Genomic DNA, 14,571 nt, shown 5'->3' with positions numbered 1-14,571 from the left:
CGGCAACATGGATTGCTGGTCCCTGCTGGAGTTGCCCGAGGACGCCGACGAACGCAGCATCAAGCGCAGCTATGCCCGGCAGTTGAAGATCACCCGTCCGGACGAGGATGCCGAAGGCTTCCAGCGCCTGCGTGAAGCCTATGAGCAGGCGCTGCAACTGGCCCGCTGGCGGGAAGAGATCGCGGATGAAGTCGAGGTGATCCAGACCGCCTCCACTAAGGCACCGCCCCCGGACAACCTGCAGGCCTGGTCGGGCCTGATAGAGATGGACGCGGCCGCCCCGCGGCCAACGCCGAGGGGCCCTTCCCAGGCCCAGCAATGGGCCAGCCTGCTTGAAGACGTCCCGCTGTCCGTCGAACCGCTGGCGGACTGGGTCCCGCCCGCCCCGCAGGATCCCGCCCCCCTACCCGCTCCAGCCACTAGCGCATTGCCGCTGCTCAAGGGGCTGGGCGTCGAGAACCTGCCAGAGCGCTGGCAACAGGCTCGGCAGGAGGGTTGCGAGGACGATTTCCTGCAGCGCCTGCTGGTGGCGTGCTGCGCCCACCCCGAGCAATACGCCGCGATCATCGGCTGGGCCGCCGAGCATCTGGACTGGCTGACACCCTGGCAACAACCGCCCATGGAGGCCTGGCAAGAGGCATTCCTGGTCAAGACGCTGTTGCAGGAATACCGCCGGACGCTGGAAGCGTTGCTGCAAGCCGGCCAGGAGCGGGCCTTCCTCGAACGCCTGACGAGCTACTGCGCACAACCCTGGCTGCGGATCTTCGATCATCGCCAGAACTGGCAGCATGAAATGCTGCAGTTGCTGCAGCAGCAAGCCTGGCAGGTACCCTTGTTCGATCGGGTATGCCAGTTGTTCGGCTGGGACGAAAGCCGTGGCAACACCCCTGAACCGGCGTGGCTCTGGCAGTCGCTGATCGAGCGCTGCCAGCAGGAGGCCTTCTATCAGAAGCTGCTGGCCAACGCCGGGGAACCCGGCGAAGCGACGCCGGACGTTGCCGCGTCTCGCCTGCTGCTGAACCCCATGCCCCGACGTCGCCAGGTCGCCCTGACCCGGCACTTCGAAGACGAACACTGGCAGGCCTGCATGGAGCTGTCGCAGACCCTGGCCTCGCGTTTCCCGGCGCTGCTGGAGCGGCTGCCTCGCAGCGATGTGTTTTTCTGGCAGAACCTGATGCCGCGTCCGCAGGGCGTGGACAGTTGGATCAGGTCAGGGGTCGCCATGGGGTTGGCCCTGAGCCTGTACTTCATGAACAAGCCTCAACACAGCAAAGAACTTGCAGTGATGATGGGGCTGTTCTGTGGGGGTGTCCTGGCGATTTTCGGGCTGATCCTGCTCAACACCTGGGCCCCTGCGATCGCCCGCCTGCTGGCCATCGACCTGTGGTTGAGCGAGCGCCTGGTGCCCAAGCGCCTGAATCCGCACCAGCACTGGCTGGTGCTGCGCCACGGGGTGCCGCAAGCGGTCATGCTGGGCCTGTTCGGCTATTGGCTGGGGGCCCTGGGGATACTGGCCTACCTGGGCTTTGTGCTGATCGGCCTGCTGCATTCGCGGCGCATCGGCCAGCCGGACCCGGATTTCTGTGCCCGCAGCCCCTGGCTGGGCGCCTTGCACTGGAATCACTTCAGCCCCTGGCAGCCGATCTATCTGGTCGTCATGATCGTGGTCATCCGGGTCTGTCAGCTCCATGCCCCGGGGTTTCCCTGGACGCGCCTCATGCCTGGTTGAACCCTGCGCGGCCGGGGCAATGGATATTTTTTCACTCCCGGCTGTTTCTCCGCTCGGTGCTGTTTCAGTATGTCCTGCCCCCCCCTTCGAAGGGGTTCACGCTGAAAAGGATCTGAGCATGTTCAAATTCGCAGGAATGACCCTGGCGCTGACCGCTGCTGCCCTGAGCGCGACGGCACAGGCCGATGTCGAAGTCGATCTGGGCAGCCCCCAGCGCGTCACCCAACTCTTCGCCTACCCCAACAACTGCAACGTGATCTGCTATCGCAACTGGACCCTGGAGGAGACGGTGGCTCACTACCTGACCCAGAGCGTGCAGCGTGACGGCTACAGCGCTGCAAAAGTCAGTGTCAAGACCACCGGCGACAAGGTCCTGGCCTCCATCAGCGGTGTGCCGGACGGCTACGACAAGCCCCTGAGTGCCCTGCTGGATGCCGGCGACCTGGCCTACAAGGGCGCCAGCCAGCTCAATGCCGATGGCAAATGGGCCTACAGCTGGTACCTGTTCCTGCCCCTGGGCATGGCCCTGGAAAACCGCAAGAGCGTCGAGCTGCTGCACTTCCCGCCGGACTATTCATTGACCCAGGCCCAGGACTATCTGGAGTCGGCCACCACCGACCACTGGGCAACCCTGTTGACGGCCAACGGCATCGCCGCCGAGCAGACCCCGGCCTACCAGACCATCGTCGACATCGCGCCGATTGCCGCGCCATCGAGTGCCGGCAAGGACCTGGAGGGGGTCTACAGCTACTTCAACAGCTACCAGACCAGCATGGTCAAGCAGATCAGCCAGAGTACCAGCGGCGCGGCCCTGCCGATGGTGGCCTTCGGCGCACCGGTGCGCAATTGGCTCAAGCAGCAGTACGGGGTCACGGTGAATGTGCTGGGCCTGGCACAGATCAGCCCCAGCGAGGGGGTCAAGGTGCCGGTGCTGGGCTCCAACCACCCGAGCTATATCTGGTACGCGGCAGACCCGGCGAACTACGACGATGACCAGGCCAAGGCCGATGCCGCGGGGTTGAAAGTGATGGGCCAGGACCTGAGCGCGGCCTGCTGGCAGGCCGGCATGGGCAGCAAGCCGGGGACGGACCCGAGCACCCTGCTCGGCAGTTGCACCCAGACCTGGCAGGTGACGCAGAAAGTGCAGACCTGCGAGCTGTTCTACACCTCGGTGCGCAAGCTGAGCGAGCAGCAAGCCGCGGCCAAATGCACCAGTGCACCGGTCAAGACCCAGCTCAACCAGCTCAAGGCCCCGGCACCGGCGCCAAGCACCGAGGTACCGCACCTCTGAGCCGGCCGCTCAACCTGTAGCCGCTGCCGCAGGCTGCGATCGACCCGCAGGGTCGCGGTGCTCTGACAGAGCCCGCAAGCCTGCGCCCTATCGCCGCCTGGGGCCAGCGACGATCAGACCGCGCCCACCGGACGCAGCCGATACTGCGGCGGCAACTGCTCGAAGCCGCTGATGGTGGCATTCAGGCTCTTCCAGCGACCGTCCTTGATGCCATAGATGCAACCGTGGATCGACAGGCTCTGCCCGCGATGCCAGGCGTTCTGCACGATGCTGGTATGGCCGACGTTGGCCACCTGCTGGATCACGTTCAGCTCGCACAGGCGGTCGACCCGCTCTTCTTCCGTGGGCAACTGCCCCAGCGCTTCACGGTGCTCGTAGTACAGGTCGCGGATCGAACGCAGCCAGCCGTCGATCAGGCCCAGCTGGCGATCCTGCATAGAGGCGCGCACGCCGCCACAGCCGTAGTGGCCGGTAACCAGGATGTGCTTGACCTTGAGTACATCCACCGCGTACTGGATCACCGACAGGCAATTGAGGTCGGTGTGCAGTACCACGTTGGCCACGTTGCGGTGCACGAACAGATCGCCCGGCAGCATGCCGACGATCTCGTTGGCCGGCACCCGCGCGTCCGAACAGCCGATCCACAGGTATTCCGGGGTCTGCTGGCGAGCCAGTTTGGAGAAGAAGTCCGGATCTTCCTGCTTGATCGCTTCGGCCCAACGCTCGTTGTTATCAATCAGATCTTGTAGTTCGTTCATGCTGTGAAGCCTCAAGAATGATGCGCTGGTTTGACAGACGGCCGCCCGTCGAGGTCACGCCTATTGCTACAGATACCGGCCATCCCTTGCGGGGGAATCTTCAGGGGCGTGCAAGGGTCCACCCTTTATCCAGTCCCGAAGTATGAGTAATCGCCATGAACGAATCACGACGCCCCTACAACGCCCCCCAGCCCGAACCCATCGACGACGATCAGGACCGCATGGGCTCCATGGAGGAGCTGCATTTCGATGACGACGAACCCGCCGCCCGCGCCAGCAACCGCGTCACGGACGACGGTGCAAGCGATGATGACCTGAGCCCGGAAACCCTGATCCGCGAAGACGGCGCCCGCTCCGCCCATGAGGCCGGTGCCGACAAACCGGCCGACTGGGACCTGAGTATTGTCGAAGAAGAGAACATTGGTGGCGGCAATGGCCTGGATGAAGCCGAACTGGCCCGCCGCGACCCGCTGGACGGCAAGCCCTGAGCCCTGCACCGCATTCAATGACGCGCTCTCCCGCAGGAGCCGGCTTGCCGGCGAAGAGGCCCTCAAGCCGTGCATCGCCCCGAATGGCGCCTTCGCTGGCAAGCCAGATCCTGCAGCGGCCCGCGTGCGGTTAGAGGCTCAGTCGACCAGCGTGCAGGCCATGACCAGGGCGTCTTCGCGACCGCCTACCGCCGGGTAGTAGTCGCGGCGGCGCCCCACTTCATTGAAGCCATAACGCTCGTATAACCGATAGGCGGTCTGGTTGCTGGAGCGCACTTCCAGGAAACACTCCCGGGCGTCCTTCTGGTAGGCGCGCTTCATCAGCTCTTCCAGCAACCGCAGGCCCAGGCCGCGGCCCTGGCTTTCCGGCTTGACGGTGATGTTCAGCAGATGCGCTTCGTCGATGATCACCTGGATCACCCCGTGGCCCACTTGCTGGCTGCCTTCGAACATCAGCCAGACCTCGTAGGACTTGAAGGCATCCATGAAAATGCCCCGGGTCCAGGGGTGGCTGAACGCCGCATATTCGATTTTCAGGATGCTATCCAGGTCCGCTTCGGTGGCCAGGCGGAAGGTCAACGCGTCACTCATTGGTCATTTTGCTCATCAGTGCTTTTCCAGCGCGTCATCAAGCGACGCATGGCTTGCCAGACATCAGCCTTACGCTGTGGCTCTTCCATCAATAGTTCCAGGCCAGGCAGGGCCCAGGCCGAACCCAGGCCTTCGACCTGGAGTTCGCGGTTGTAGGATTCGGCATTCGCCTCGCCGGCAAATCGCACCGCCGGCAGGCCGATCAGCCACAGGCAGACACAGGGTTCCTGCTCGATCCGCACGCCGACAAAGGCCTGGACGAAATCCCGCGCAGCCTCGGGGCCCTGGTCCAGGTTGCCCCGGGTCAGCATCGGCCAGCGCACCGGCTCGGCGAGGATCTGCGGGCTGTCCGGCAGGCCGGCGGCGCGCAGCATGTCCTTGAGCAACAGGTAGGCCGGGTCGCGGCTCTGGAAGGCTTCGCCTGTGGGTAACTCCACCAGCAGCAGGCAACGGCCGGCCCGCAGCAACTGCAGGGCAAAACGCGGCGGCGGTACCACCGGGGCCTTGACCACCGGGGCCGGGGCCTCTTCGCCCTCGATCGGCGCCTTGCTGGCTGGGCGCGCAGGGGCGGTGGAGGGGCGCGGCACCTCGATCTTCGGCCGTTCGACGTTCCTTGCAGCCGGCGCCGCGGGGGCCTTGGCCTCGACCACAGGGGCAGGCGGCGCCTCCACCTCCGGTTCCGGCAGGGCCAGCAACTCGGGGCGCGAAGGGGCGGCAAAGGGCAATTCGCTGCGCGGCAGCCAACTGACCACCTGCATGGCGGACAGATAAGCGCGACGACGGGACTCGATAAGCAAAGGTCGGCCACTTGTGGATAACTGAGGAGGGGGATTCTACCGTCCTTCGCCGAAGATCGCCCGCAGTTGATTGCGCACAAAAGCGACTGTCCGTCTCATACCTGGACCTGGGGGTGAATCGTCAGCCCCCTGATGCAGTACAATCGCCGCTTTTCATTGCCAACCAGCCGGCCATTCCGATGATCGAACCCAAGCGCGTCTTGCGCGCCCTCGCCGAACACTGGGCACTTCTGGAGCCGCTGTGCGAGCACTTCGACCAAGGCACCCTGAGTCTTGCCGAACTGCGTTCACAGCTGTCTGCCCAACAACTGGACAGCACGCCCCAGGACATCACCCACCTGCTGGATGTATGGATACGCCTGGACATCCTGGTCCCGGTGGCGAAAAGCCCGAACCGTTTCGAGCTCAATGCGCAGATCCACGACTTCCTCGCCTACCTGCGCCGTGAGCACCGCCTGGGCCTGTGCCTGGAAATCGAAGCCTACCTGCGCCACCTCGAGCGCCTGGCCGGTTACATCCAGGACGCCTTCGACGTGCGCGACGGCAACGACCTGGCGCGCCAGCTGCGGCTGCTGGACATGCGCGTGCGCGATGTCCTGAAGAAGCTCGCCAACGACGAACAGGCCCTGGTGGCCGTGGCCGAGCGGGCCAAGACCAGCGACCGGCAGATCCCCCTGCGCCAGCGCTATGCCGAGGTGCTGGCCACCTGGGACGAATACGTTGAACCGATGATCCAGCTGGTGAACGCCGACGGCGCCTTCGAACAGGGCGTGCGCAAGGTGGAGAACGTCCTGCTGCGCATGCTCACCGAACAGCAGCGCCTGGGCCACCTGGTGGACGACGACATGTTGCTGCGCACCCACGCGCGGATCCTGGAAATGCAGACCAGCGCCCAGCTGACCCTGCGCCATGCCCGGGAACTGCTGCTGCCGCTGCGTGAGGAGGCGCGCCGTCATAACGCCGTGACCCGCGGCGCGGCGCTGGCCCTGTCGGCCATCCGCCGCAAGGGCATCGACGCCGTGCCCCAGGCCGCCATGCCGATGTTCACCCGTCCGCAAAGCACCTTCCTCGGCAGCTCCGGCCAGGTGGAAGCCTATGTCTACGCCCTGGCCCGCTTCGAACCCAAGCCCGCGCGCTTCCCCAAGGCCCACAAGACCCACAAGGGCGTGGCCCCCAAGGCACCGCGCACGGTCCGGGAAATGCTCGAGCGCTGCGAAGACGCCCTGCCGATGCCGGACCTGATGAGCTGGCTGCTGGACCAGGAGCCCGATGGCGCCACCGACGAACTGCTGTACTGGTTCTCGCGCCTGTCCCGGGAAAAACGCTTCAAGCGCGAGCGCCTCGAACGCCGCGACTACCACACCCAGGAGCACCAGGTCAGCCTGCGCTCCTTCGCCCTGCTCTCGGCCCGCGATGACGCCGCCGAGCATTCTGCGAGCAACGCCAATGCATCTTGATCTTTCCGAACTGTCCCAGCTGGCGCCGATCTTCCGCGAGCTGTTCAAGGGTTACCACGTCAGCCGCCGCGACCCGGAGCTGTACGCCCAACTGTCGAACTTCCAGGACCAGTACCGCACCCTGTTCAAGGCCCTGGGCTTCGAGCTGGTGTGCGATACCCGCGGCTTCTACTACTTCGTGCCGGACAACGCCGCCGCCCAGGTGAACAAGACCGCCCAACGCCTGGCGCTGTTCACCTTCATCCTGGTGGAGCACCTGGCCGACCAGGGCCGCGACCCGATCGCCGTGCTCGACGGCGGCAGCCTGGGCCGCGACGAACTGCCGTCGCTGCTGGAAAAATACCGCGACCTGTTCATCCAGGCCGAAGTGCAGACCCAGGAAGAGCTGGAAGAAAAGATCATGCGCCGCATGACCCAGCTGGGTTTTGCCGCCGAGGAGCCGGGGATCTATCGCTTCCTGCCGCCGATGCACCGCTTCCTCGATGTCTGCCTGTCGGTGCAGCAGGACCGCGACCTGGCCGCCAGCCTGCACAGCGTGCTGCCGTTGCCGACCCCGGTGCTGGTGGACAACGACAGCGACGAGAAACTGCTGCAGACCGATGACCCGCTGGACCTGAGCGAATTCGACGAGTCCGAAGAAAGTGAAGAAGACGCGCTGGCCCGAGCCATCGCCGAAGAACAGGAGCTCGACGCATGAGCAAGGAACGCTACGGCATCCGCCGCTTTGCCCTACTGAACACCGCCGGCTACAGCCTCGGCCTGTTCCCCCTGGAAGAGCCGCTGTCGGTCTACGGGGCCAACAACCTGGGCAAGTCGGCGTCGATCAACGCCCTGCAATTCCCGATCCTGGCGCGCATGTCGGACATGAGCTTCGGCAAGTACAGCCTGGAACAATCCCGGCGCTTCTACTTCGCTTCCGACACCAGCTACATCCTGGTGGAAGTCTCGCTGCCCCACGGCCCCCATGTGATCGGCGTGGTCGGGCGCGGCCCGGGCGGCGGTTTCGGCCACCAGTTCTTCGCCTACGCCGGCCAGCTGGACCTGGCGCACTACCAGAAGGACGACACCTGCCTGCGGCAGAAAGAGCTGTTCACCAACCTGGAGCGCCAGGGCCTCAAGGCCTATGAGCTCAAGCCCGATGAACTGCGGCGCCTGCTGGTGGGCGGCCACACCTCGATCCCCCTGGACCTGACCCTGATCCCGCTGCGCTCCACCAGCGAACAGAGCCTGAAGACCTTCCGTGCGCTGTTCATCAACCTGCTGCACATGCGCGAGATCACCGCGGCCAAGCTCAAGCAGCTGTTCCTCGACGCCTTCGAGCACAGCCTGCGCTCCGGCAGCGTCGACTACATCGCCGCGTGCGACGAAGCTTTCCGCGACGTACGACGCATGGAGCAGGACTACAACTCCCTGGTGGCCGCCGGCCCCCTGGTGGAGGCCCTGGCCAACGGCGTGAAGCAGCGGGACATTCTGCGGGGCAAACTGCATCGCCTGTCACCGTTGCTGGACTCGCTGCTGGGCACCTGGTCGGACTACGCCGGCGCCCGCAAGGAAGAGCTGACCATCCAGGCCGAGCATTACCGCAACGAGCAGGACGCGCTGCAGAACGACCAGCGCAGCAGCACCCAGGAAATGATGCGCCTGGAGCGGGAAATCACCGGCACCCAGCGCTGGCTGGGTGAGCTGTCGGTGCTCAAGCACCGCTTCGCCCTTGTGGATGACGTCAAGGTCCTGGAACAGCAACTGCTGGCGGCCAAGGATGCTCACGACGAACTGGCCGGCGCCCTGGCCCAGTCCCGGCAATTCTCCGCCGAAGACCTGGAAGAGCGCCTGCGGGACCTGGAAAAACGCCTGAAGTCGGTGAAGCAGCAGCTCGATCATGCCGACAACAACAGCTACGCCCGCCTGCGGGAAGAGTTCTCCCAGCAGGACGTGGAGCGCCTGATGCGCCTGTTCAACAGCGCGCTGTTCAGCCTGCCCCTGGGCGAGCATGGCATTGCCCTGGACGACAACGGCGAGTGGGTGAAGTCGGTGGAGCTGATCCTCGACGGCTTCAAGGGCGAGCGTTTCGAAGTGCCGGGGCTGTCGATCGACATCTCCCACATCGAACCGCCAGCCTTGCAGGCACTGGCCGACCGCGCCGCCCTGCGGGATCAGAAAGAACGCCTGGAAAAAGAGCTCAAGCAGCTCAAGACCCAGGCCGCCGTGGCCGCCGACCGCGCCGCCAGCAAGACCCAGACCGAAGCCCTGTACCAACAGGTACTGGATGCCCAGAAGGCCCTGGAAGACTTCCGCCGCGCTCAGACTCTGAGCGCCGAGGAAGGCGAGAAGCTGGAGCAGCTGGCACAGATGGAGGCCGCCCAGGACGAACTCAAGCGCTCCAGCGACGCCTTCACCGAGCGCGTCCAGCAGTTGTCCGCCAAGCTGCAACTGGTGGGCCGGCAGATCGCCGACATGGAAGCCAAGCAGCGCACCCTGGACGACGCTCTGCGTCGCCGTCAACTGCTGCCGGCAGACCTGCCCTTCGGCACGCCGTTCATGGACCCGGTGGACGATTCCATGGACAACCTGCTGCCATTGCTCAACGACTACCAGGACAGCTGGCAGGGCTTGCAGCGGGTCGACGGGCAGATCGAGGCGCTGTATGCCCAGGTGCGCCTCAAGGGCGTGGCCAAGTTCGACAGTGAGGATGACGTAGAGCGGCGCCTGCAGCTGCTGATCAACGCCTACGCCCACCGCACCGACGAAGCCCTGACCCTGGGCAAGGCGCGCCGCGCCGCGGTCACCGATATCGCCCGGACCCTGCGCAATATCCGCAGCGACTACGACAGCCTGGAACACCAGCTGGCGCTGTTCAACCGCGAGATCAACAAGCGCCAGGTGTCCAACCTGCAGAGCTTCCGCATCGTCCTGGCGCCGAACAAGGAAGCCCTCAAGCACATCGACCAGATCATCCACAGCGCCGGGCAATACGAAGAAGGCGAGACCCTGTCGGTGTTCGACCTGAGCCAGAGCGCCGAGCAGGACAACAAGAACGAAGAAGCCAAGGAGTACCTGGCGCGGCTGGTGGCGGCCAACCACAACCAGCTGGGCCTCAAGGACCTGTTCGAACTGGCGTTCGAGATCACCAAGGTCAACGGCCAGCCGGTCATCCACACCGACATCGATGGCGCGGCGTCCAACGGTACCACCATGACCATCAAGGCGCTGACCAACATGTACCTGTTGCTGCACTTGATGGACCGCGACCAGGCCGGGCGCATCCGCCTGCCTTACTACCTCGACGAGGCGGCGGACATCGACGAGCGCAACCAGGCGGCGCTGCTGGAAACCAGCCTGCAACTGGGCTTCGTGCCAATCCTGGCCAGTGTGAAGCCCCAGGTTTCGGCTCAGGTGGCCATCGACCTGGAAGGTGGCAGCGGACCGAACGGCATCTACATCGACGAGGCCGACTGGAAGTTCATCCGTCGTCACGATCAGGTCAAGGCCGTGCTGAACGCAGAGCCGGAAGCAGAAGCGGAGCTGGACGAAGTCTGATTTCGTAACGCTGCAACGAAAAAGGCCGCGCTCTTCCGAACGCGGCCTTTTTTATGGGAAAGCTGTTGTAGGAGCTGGCTTGCCAGCGAAGGCGTCCTCTGGCGCGACGCAGGGCTGAGGGCCTCTTCGCCGGCAAGCCGGCTCCTACAGGAAGGTTATTTGCCCAGGGGGATCTTCGGTGCCCAGGTCAGCCATTCCTCTTCGAACTTGTCGAACAGCGGGAAGGTCTGCTGAGGCCGCGCCGGGTTGCCCATGCGCTCGCCATCTGGCGTCGCGAAGGCAATCCCCCCCTGGATCAGGGTCTCCAGGGATTCGGTACGCACCGTCGCCCCTTTGAACAGGCCAAAGTCGACACCAAATCCACTGCTGTTCCAGAAGCGCGTACCACTACGAATCAGCGGTGCGTACTTGGGTTCGATGAGGATGTGGATCAGTACCCGATCGGCCGTCTGGCCCAGCTCGTAACCGGTCACCTTGCCCACCGCCACTTCGCGGTAGGTTACCGGCACTCCGACTTTCAGCGAGCCACGCCGAGCAGCGCTCAACACCAGGCTCAGGCCGGCTTCCTGAACGCTGGCTTCCGGCGGTTGCGGCAAGGCGACAAAACTGGTCTGCACGCCCTGGCTCTTCGTCGCAGGCTGGACCTCGATGTATTGGCCGGTGACCAGGGTTTCCAGGTTCGAGGTCTTCATCAGGCCCAACTCCGGCTTGACCACCCAGAACTGGCTGCCGACCCGGGCGATGCGCTCGGGCACTTCGGTGATCCGCGCCTTGAGCATGACCGATTGCATGTCGGCGCTGAGGGTCACTTCTTCCAGCTTGCCCACGTCCAGGCCCTTGAAGCGTACAGGCGTGCCGGCCCGCAAGCCGTCGGCGCGATCAACCTTGATGCTCACCAGGGTGCCGCGCTGCGCCGCCTCCTCCTGGTTGGCGAACAGGCGGAAACGTGGAATGCGCTTTTTCAGCGGCACGTTGGGCAGCGGGGTCTCGAAGGCGATGCCACCCGCCATCAGGCTTTGCAGCGACTCGCTCTTGATCTGGATACCACCGGTCAGGCCCCCGGTCAGGGTGATGCCACTGACGTTCCAGAAGCGCGTCGAACCGTTGACCAGCCCTTCATATTCCTTCTCGATGTGGACGCCGATCACCAGTTGCTTGCGGGTGTGGGAGAACTGGTAGCTCTGCACAGACCCGACCTTGACCTGTTTATAGAGAATCGGGCTGCCGACATCCAGGGACCCCAGGTTGTCGGTGAACAGCACCATGTGCAGGCCGGGGGCACGCAGGTCCAGCGGCGGGGCCTTGGCCCGGGCCTCGAACTCGCGCTGGGGCGCAGCGCCCTTGTCACCGGGACGGATAGCGATGTAGTTACCCTTGACCAGGGCCTCAAGACCGGTGATGCCGGCCAGGGAGATCGAAGGCTTGACGGTCCAGAACTGGGTGCCCTGGACCAGGTAATCCTCGGCCAGGGGATCGAGAGTCAGCTCGGCGGTGGCGCTGCTCAGGTCGGAGTCGACCTTTAGGGCCTTCAGGCTGCCCACCTGGATGCCCTTGTACATCACCGGGGTGCGCCCGGCCTGCAGGCCTTCGAAATCGGTGAGCTTGACCTTGACCCGGATCCCGGCCTGGGCGGCGTCAAAGTCCTCATACAGACGGAACGGCAGGCTTGGGTCGGTGGGCGGGCTGTCCTTGCGATTCTCCGGCGTGGCAAAGGCGATCCCCCCGGCGACGATGCTGGACAGGGACTCGCTGCGTACTTTTACCCCGGACAGGTTGGCGTCGATGCTGATGCCGCTGGCGTTCCAGAAACGTGTGTGTTTGCGCACCAGATTGGCATAGGTGGGCTCGATATAGACCTTGAGCTCTACCGTGTTCTGGTCTTCGGAGAGCAGGAAGCTCTTGATCTGGCCAACCTGGATCTGCTTGTAGAACACCGGGCTGCCACGGTTCAGCGACCCCAGGCGCTCGGCCTTGATGGTCAGGTGCAGGCCCGGTTTGGCATCAGATAAAGGAGGTTCTTCGGCCAGGGCCTTGAACTTGCGACTCGGCTCGCCATCCCCGGGGCTGACGGCGATGTAGTTGCCCGAGACCAGGGTTTCCAGGCCAGTGATCCCGGCCAGGCTGACACTGGGTTTGACCAGCCAGAAGCGGGTGTTGGTCTTCAGGTACTGTTCGACGTCCTTGTTCATCTCGACCGTGGCAATCACTCCCTTGGAGTTGCCCTCATCGTCCAGAGCCAGGGTCTTGACCTTACCTACGGGCATGCCCTTGTAGACCACTTCAGTCTTGTTGGCCTGGATCCCCTCGCCGCTTTCAAAGCGCAACTGGATCTCGATACCGGTCTGGCTGTAGGCACGCCAGCCCAGCCAGCCGCCGATGATCAGGGCAATCAGGGGCAATACCCAGATAGCCGACCAGTTGGAGGCCGGGCGGGTTTTGGCGGTAGGCAAATCACTCATGGTCGTCGTCCGACTCCGTGTTATCCCAGATCAGTCGGGGATCGAAAGTTACTGCAGCCAGCATGGTCAGAATCACCACGCTGGCAAAGGCGACCGCACCGAGATTGGCCTCGATGCTGGCCAGCCGGCCAAAGTTGACCACCGCCACCAGGATGGCGATGACAAAGATATCCAGCATCGACCAGCGGCCGATGAACTCGATAAAGCGGTACATGATGATCCGCTGTCGGGCCGAGAGCGGCTGGTGACGCTGCACCGAAAACAACAACAGGGCAATGCCCACCAGCTTGAAGGTGGGCACCAGGATACTGGCGACGAACACCACCGCAGCGATGGGAAACATGCCGTGCTGCACCAGCTGGATGACCCCGGACATGATGGTGCTGGGGTCACCCTGGCCCAGGGAACTGACGGTCATGATCGGCAGCACGTTGGCCGGGATGTAGAGGATCGCGGCGGTGAGCAGCAACGCCCAGGTGCGCAGTATGCTATTGGGGCGACGAGGATGAACCGTGGCCCCGCAGCGAGTGCAGGTCTGCTCTTCGCTGTCAGCCTCCTGCCGATTCAACTCGTGGCATTCAGTACAGATCAGAATCCCTGCCTCAATCGCCCGCATGTATGTCCTCTCCCGATAACGCTTGCCAGATCTGGTGAGGCGACATCACCACCTCCAGCCAGACCTGCACCAACAACAGACTGATAAAACACACCAGGCCCAGGCCCACGGTAATGGATGCCATGTCGGCCAACTTGACGATGGCCACCAGCACCCCCATCAGGTAGACCTCGAGCATGCCCCAGTCGCGCAGATGGTGATAAATGCGATAGAGCAGCAGGCCGTAACTGCGGCCGATGTCCCAACGAATACTCAGCAGGACTAAAAGCTGGCAAATCAACTTGAGCAGGGGAATGCCCATGCTGCACAGGAACACCACCACCGCCACGCCTTCCATACCGGTGTCGAACAGCCCCTGCACACCGCTCCAGACCGTGTCTTCGGAAGACTGTCCCAGTAGATTGAGCTGCATGATGGGTAGAAAGTTCGCCGGCACATAGAGCAACAAGGCCGCGATCACCAGGGCCAGGCTGCGTTCGACCACATTGTGCCGGTGCGCGTAGAGCTCATAGCCACAACGCGGGCACTGGGCTTTCTCACCGAGGGCGAGCTTGGGCTTGCGCATCAGCAAGTCGCATTCATGGCAGGCAACCAGGTCGTCCAGTGGTAATTCTGACAACCCGGGGGCGTCAACCGGTTCTGGCATAGAAGGCTCTGGGAGTGGAGAAAGTAACGGTTATTCTAGTGTTCCAATCCGAAAATAACTGTGCAAATTTGTTTGCGAATAAGAGCAATTTTTTTGCGCGCAAAAACAAAACCCCAACTGCATGTGCAGTTGGGGTTTCGGAATTTAATCTTGACGATGACCTACTCTCACATGGGGAAACCCCACACTACCATCGGCGATG

The 14,571-nt window shown here is 63.7% G+C and carries 13 protein-coding genes; 7 read left to right on the top strand and 6 right to left on the bottom strand.

The genetic code is table 11. The features are described 5' to 3' along the window. Positions 1-7 precede the first annotated feature (7 nt). Positions 8-1,729: a J domain-containing protein gene (locus ACUXVH_RS11615; RefSeq protein WP_445494890.1), complete on the top strand. Its 1,722-nt coding sequence runs from the start codon at positions 8-10 to the stop codon at positions 1,727-1,729. A gap of 118 nt (positions 1,730-1,847) precedes the next feature. After that, the gene (locus ACUXVH_RS11610) at positions 1,848-3,020 is read left to right on the top strand and encodes a hypothetical protein (protein WP_065365159.1); all 1,173 of its coding nucleotides are present in this window, start codon (positions 1,848-1,850) and stop codon (positions 3,018-3,020) included. 113 nt (positions 3,021-3,133) lie between these two features. On the opposite strand, the gene can is transcribed toward ACUXVH_RS11610, so the two are convergent. Beyond that, on the bottom strand, positions 3,134-3,778 hold the full coding sequence (gene can / locus ACUXVH_RS11605; protein WP_011063477.1) for a carbonate dehydratase: 645 nt from the start codon (positions 3,776-3,778) through the stop codon (positions 3,134-3,136). Positions 3,779-3,933: 155 nt separating this feature from the next. Between can and ACUXVH_RS11600 the strand changes: the two genes are divergently transcribed. Beyond that, positions 3,934-4,266: a hypothetical protein gene (locus tag ACUXVH_RS11600; protein ID WP_011063478.1), complete on the top strand. Its 333-nt coding sequence runs from the start codon at positions 3,934-3,936 to the stop codon at positions 4,264-4,266. Positions 4,267-4,404: 138 nt separating this feature from the next. Here ACUXVH_RS11600 and rimI read toward each other — a convergent pair whose 3' ends face one another. Together rimI and ACUXVH_RS11590 are read right to left on the bottom strand one after the other, a co-directional pair. Then, positions 4,405-4,857 carry a ribosomal protein S18-alanine N-acetyltransferase gene (rimI, locus tag ACUXVH_RS11595; RefSeq protein WP_011063479.1) on the bottom strand — a complete coding sequence of 151 codons (453 nt, stop codon included), beginning with the start codon at positions 4,855-4,857 and terminating at the stop codon, positions 4,405-4,407. Continuing rightward, positions 4,854-5,654, bottom strand: coding sequence for an energy transducer TonB (locus ACUXVH_RS11590; RefSeq protein ID WP_073698975.1), 801 nt, complete (start codon positions 5,652-5,654; stop codon positions 4,854-4,856). The genes rimI and ACUXVH_RS11590 overlap by 4 nt, the downstream gene beginning before the upstream one ends. 179 nt (positions 5,655-5,833) lie before the next feature. On the opposite strand from ACUXVH_RS11590, the gene mksB reads away from it, so the two are divergent. Genes mksB through mksF form a run of 3 tightly spaced genes read left to right on the top strand, consistent with a single transcriptional unit; the run spans position 5,834 to position 10,648 of the window. After that, entirely contained in the window at positions 5,834-7,111 is a 1,278-nt protein-coding gene (mksB, locus tag ACUXVH_RS11585) for an Mks condensin complex protein MksB (RefSeq protein ID WP_041120711.1), read from the top strand. Next, positions 7,101-7,808, top strand: a complete 708-nt coding sequence (mksE, locus tag ACUXVH_RS11580) for an Mks condensin complex protein MksE (RefSeq protein WP_015637041.1) — start codon at positions 7,101-7,103, stop codon at positions 7,806-7,808. Before mksB ends, mksE begins: the two co-directional genes overlap by 11 nt. Further along, positions 7,805-10,648 (top strand): Mks condensin complex protein MksF, encoded by a 2,844-nt coding sequence (gene mksF, locus ACUXVH_RS11575; RefSeq protein WP_015637042.1) that lies wholly within the window; start codon positions 7,805-7,807, stop codon positions 10,646-10,648. Before mksE ends, mksF begins: the two co-directional genes overlap by 4 nt. A gap of 155 nt (positions 10,649-10,803) precedes the next feature. On the opposite strand, the gene ACUXVH_RS11570 is transcribed toward mksF, so the two are convergent. From ACUXVH_RS11570 to ACUXVH_RS11560, 3 genes are read right to left on the bottom strand one after another with little or no spacing between them, the layout of a single operon-like run. Beyond that, positions 10,804-13,107, bottom strand: coding sequence for a PqiB family protein (locus tag ACUXVH_RS11570; protein WP_065365157.1), 2,304 nt, complete (start codon positions 13,105-13,107; stop codon positions 10,804-10,806). Next, positions 13,100-13,723 (bottom strand): paraquat-inducible protein A, encoded by a 624-nt coding sequence (locus ACUXVH_RS11565; protein ID WP_065365156.1) that lies wholly within the window; start codon positions 13,721-13,723, stop codon positions 13,100-13,102. The genes ACUXVH_RS11570 and ACUXVH_RS11565 overlap by 8 nt, the downstream gene beginning before the upstream one ends. Beyond that, the gene (locus ACUXVH_RS11560; protein WP_015637045.1) at positions 13,710-14,369 is read right to left on the bottom strand and encodes a paraquat-inducible protein A; all 660 of its coding nucleotides are present in this window, start codon (positions 14,367-14,369) and stop codon (positions 13,710-13,712) included. The genes ACUXVH_RS11565 and ACUXVH_RS11560 overlap by 14 nt, the downstream gene beginning before the upstream one ends. Positions 14,370-14,383: 14 nt before the next feature. Here ACUXVH_RS11560 and ACUXVH_RS11555 point away from each other — a divergent pair. Then, the coding region (locus tag ACUXVH_RS11555) for a hypothetical protein (protein ID WP_445494882.1) at positions 14,384-14,571 on the top strand (188 nt) is incomplete at its 3' end.

The sequence above is a fragment of the Pseudomonas sp. 8(2025) genome (assembly GCF_052665325.1).
The sequence above is the reverse complement of the archived record's forward strand: the minus strand, read 5'-3'. Positions and strand labels throughout refer to the sequence as shown.

Coding starts and splice junctions, on each gene's coding strand:
- ACUXVH_RS11615 (WP_445494890.1), top strand. CDS start 8: ATGGATTGCTGGTCCCTGCTGGAGTTGCCCGAGGACGCCGACGAACGC.
- ACUXVH_RS11610 (WP_065365159.1), top strand. CDS start 1,848: ATGTTCAAATTCGCAGGAATGACCCTGGCGCTGACCGCTGCTGCCCTG.
- can (WP_011063477.1), bottom strand. CDS start 3,778: ATGAACGAACTACAAGATCTGATTGATAACAACGAGCGTTGGGCCGAA.
- ACUXVH_RS11600 (WP_011063478.1), top strand. CDS start 3,934: ATGAACGAATCACGACGCCCCTACAACGCCCCCCAGCCCGAACCCATC.
- rimI (WP_011063479.1), bottom strand. CDS start 4,857: ATGAGTGACGCGTTGACCTTCCGCCTGGCCACCGAAGCGGACCTGGAT.
- mksB (WP_041120711.1), top strand. CDS start 5,834: ATGATCGAACCCAAGCGCGTCTTGCGCGCCCTCGCCGAACACTGGGCA.
- mksE (WP_015637041.1), top strand. CDS start 7,101: ATGCATCTTGATCTTTCCGAACTGTCCCAGCTGGCGCCGATCTTCCGC.
- mksF (WP_015637042.1), top strand. CDS start 7,805: ATGAGCAAGGAACGCTACGGCATCCGCCGCTTTGCCCTACTGAACACC.
- ACUXVH_RS11570 (WP_065365157.1), bottom strand. CDS start 13,107: ATGAGTGATTTGCCTACCGCCAAAACCCGCCCGGCCTCCAACTGGTCG.
- ACUXVH_RS11565 (WP_065365156.1), bottom strand. CDS start 13,723: ATGCGGGCGATTGAGGCAGGGATTCTGATCTGTACTGAATGCCACGAG.
- ACUXVH_RS11560 (WP_015637045.1), bottom strand. CDS start 14,369: ATGCCAGAACCGGTTGACGCCCCCGGGTTGTCAGAATTACCACTGGAC.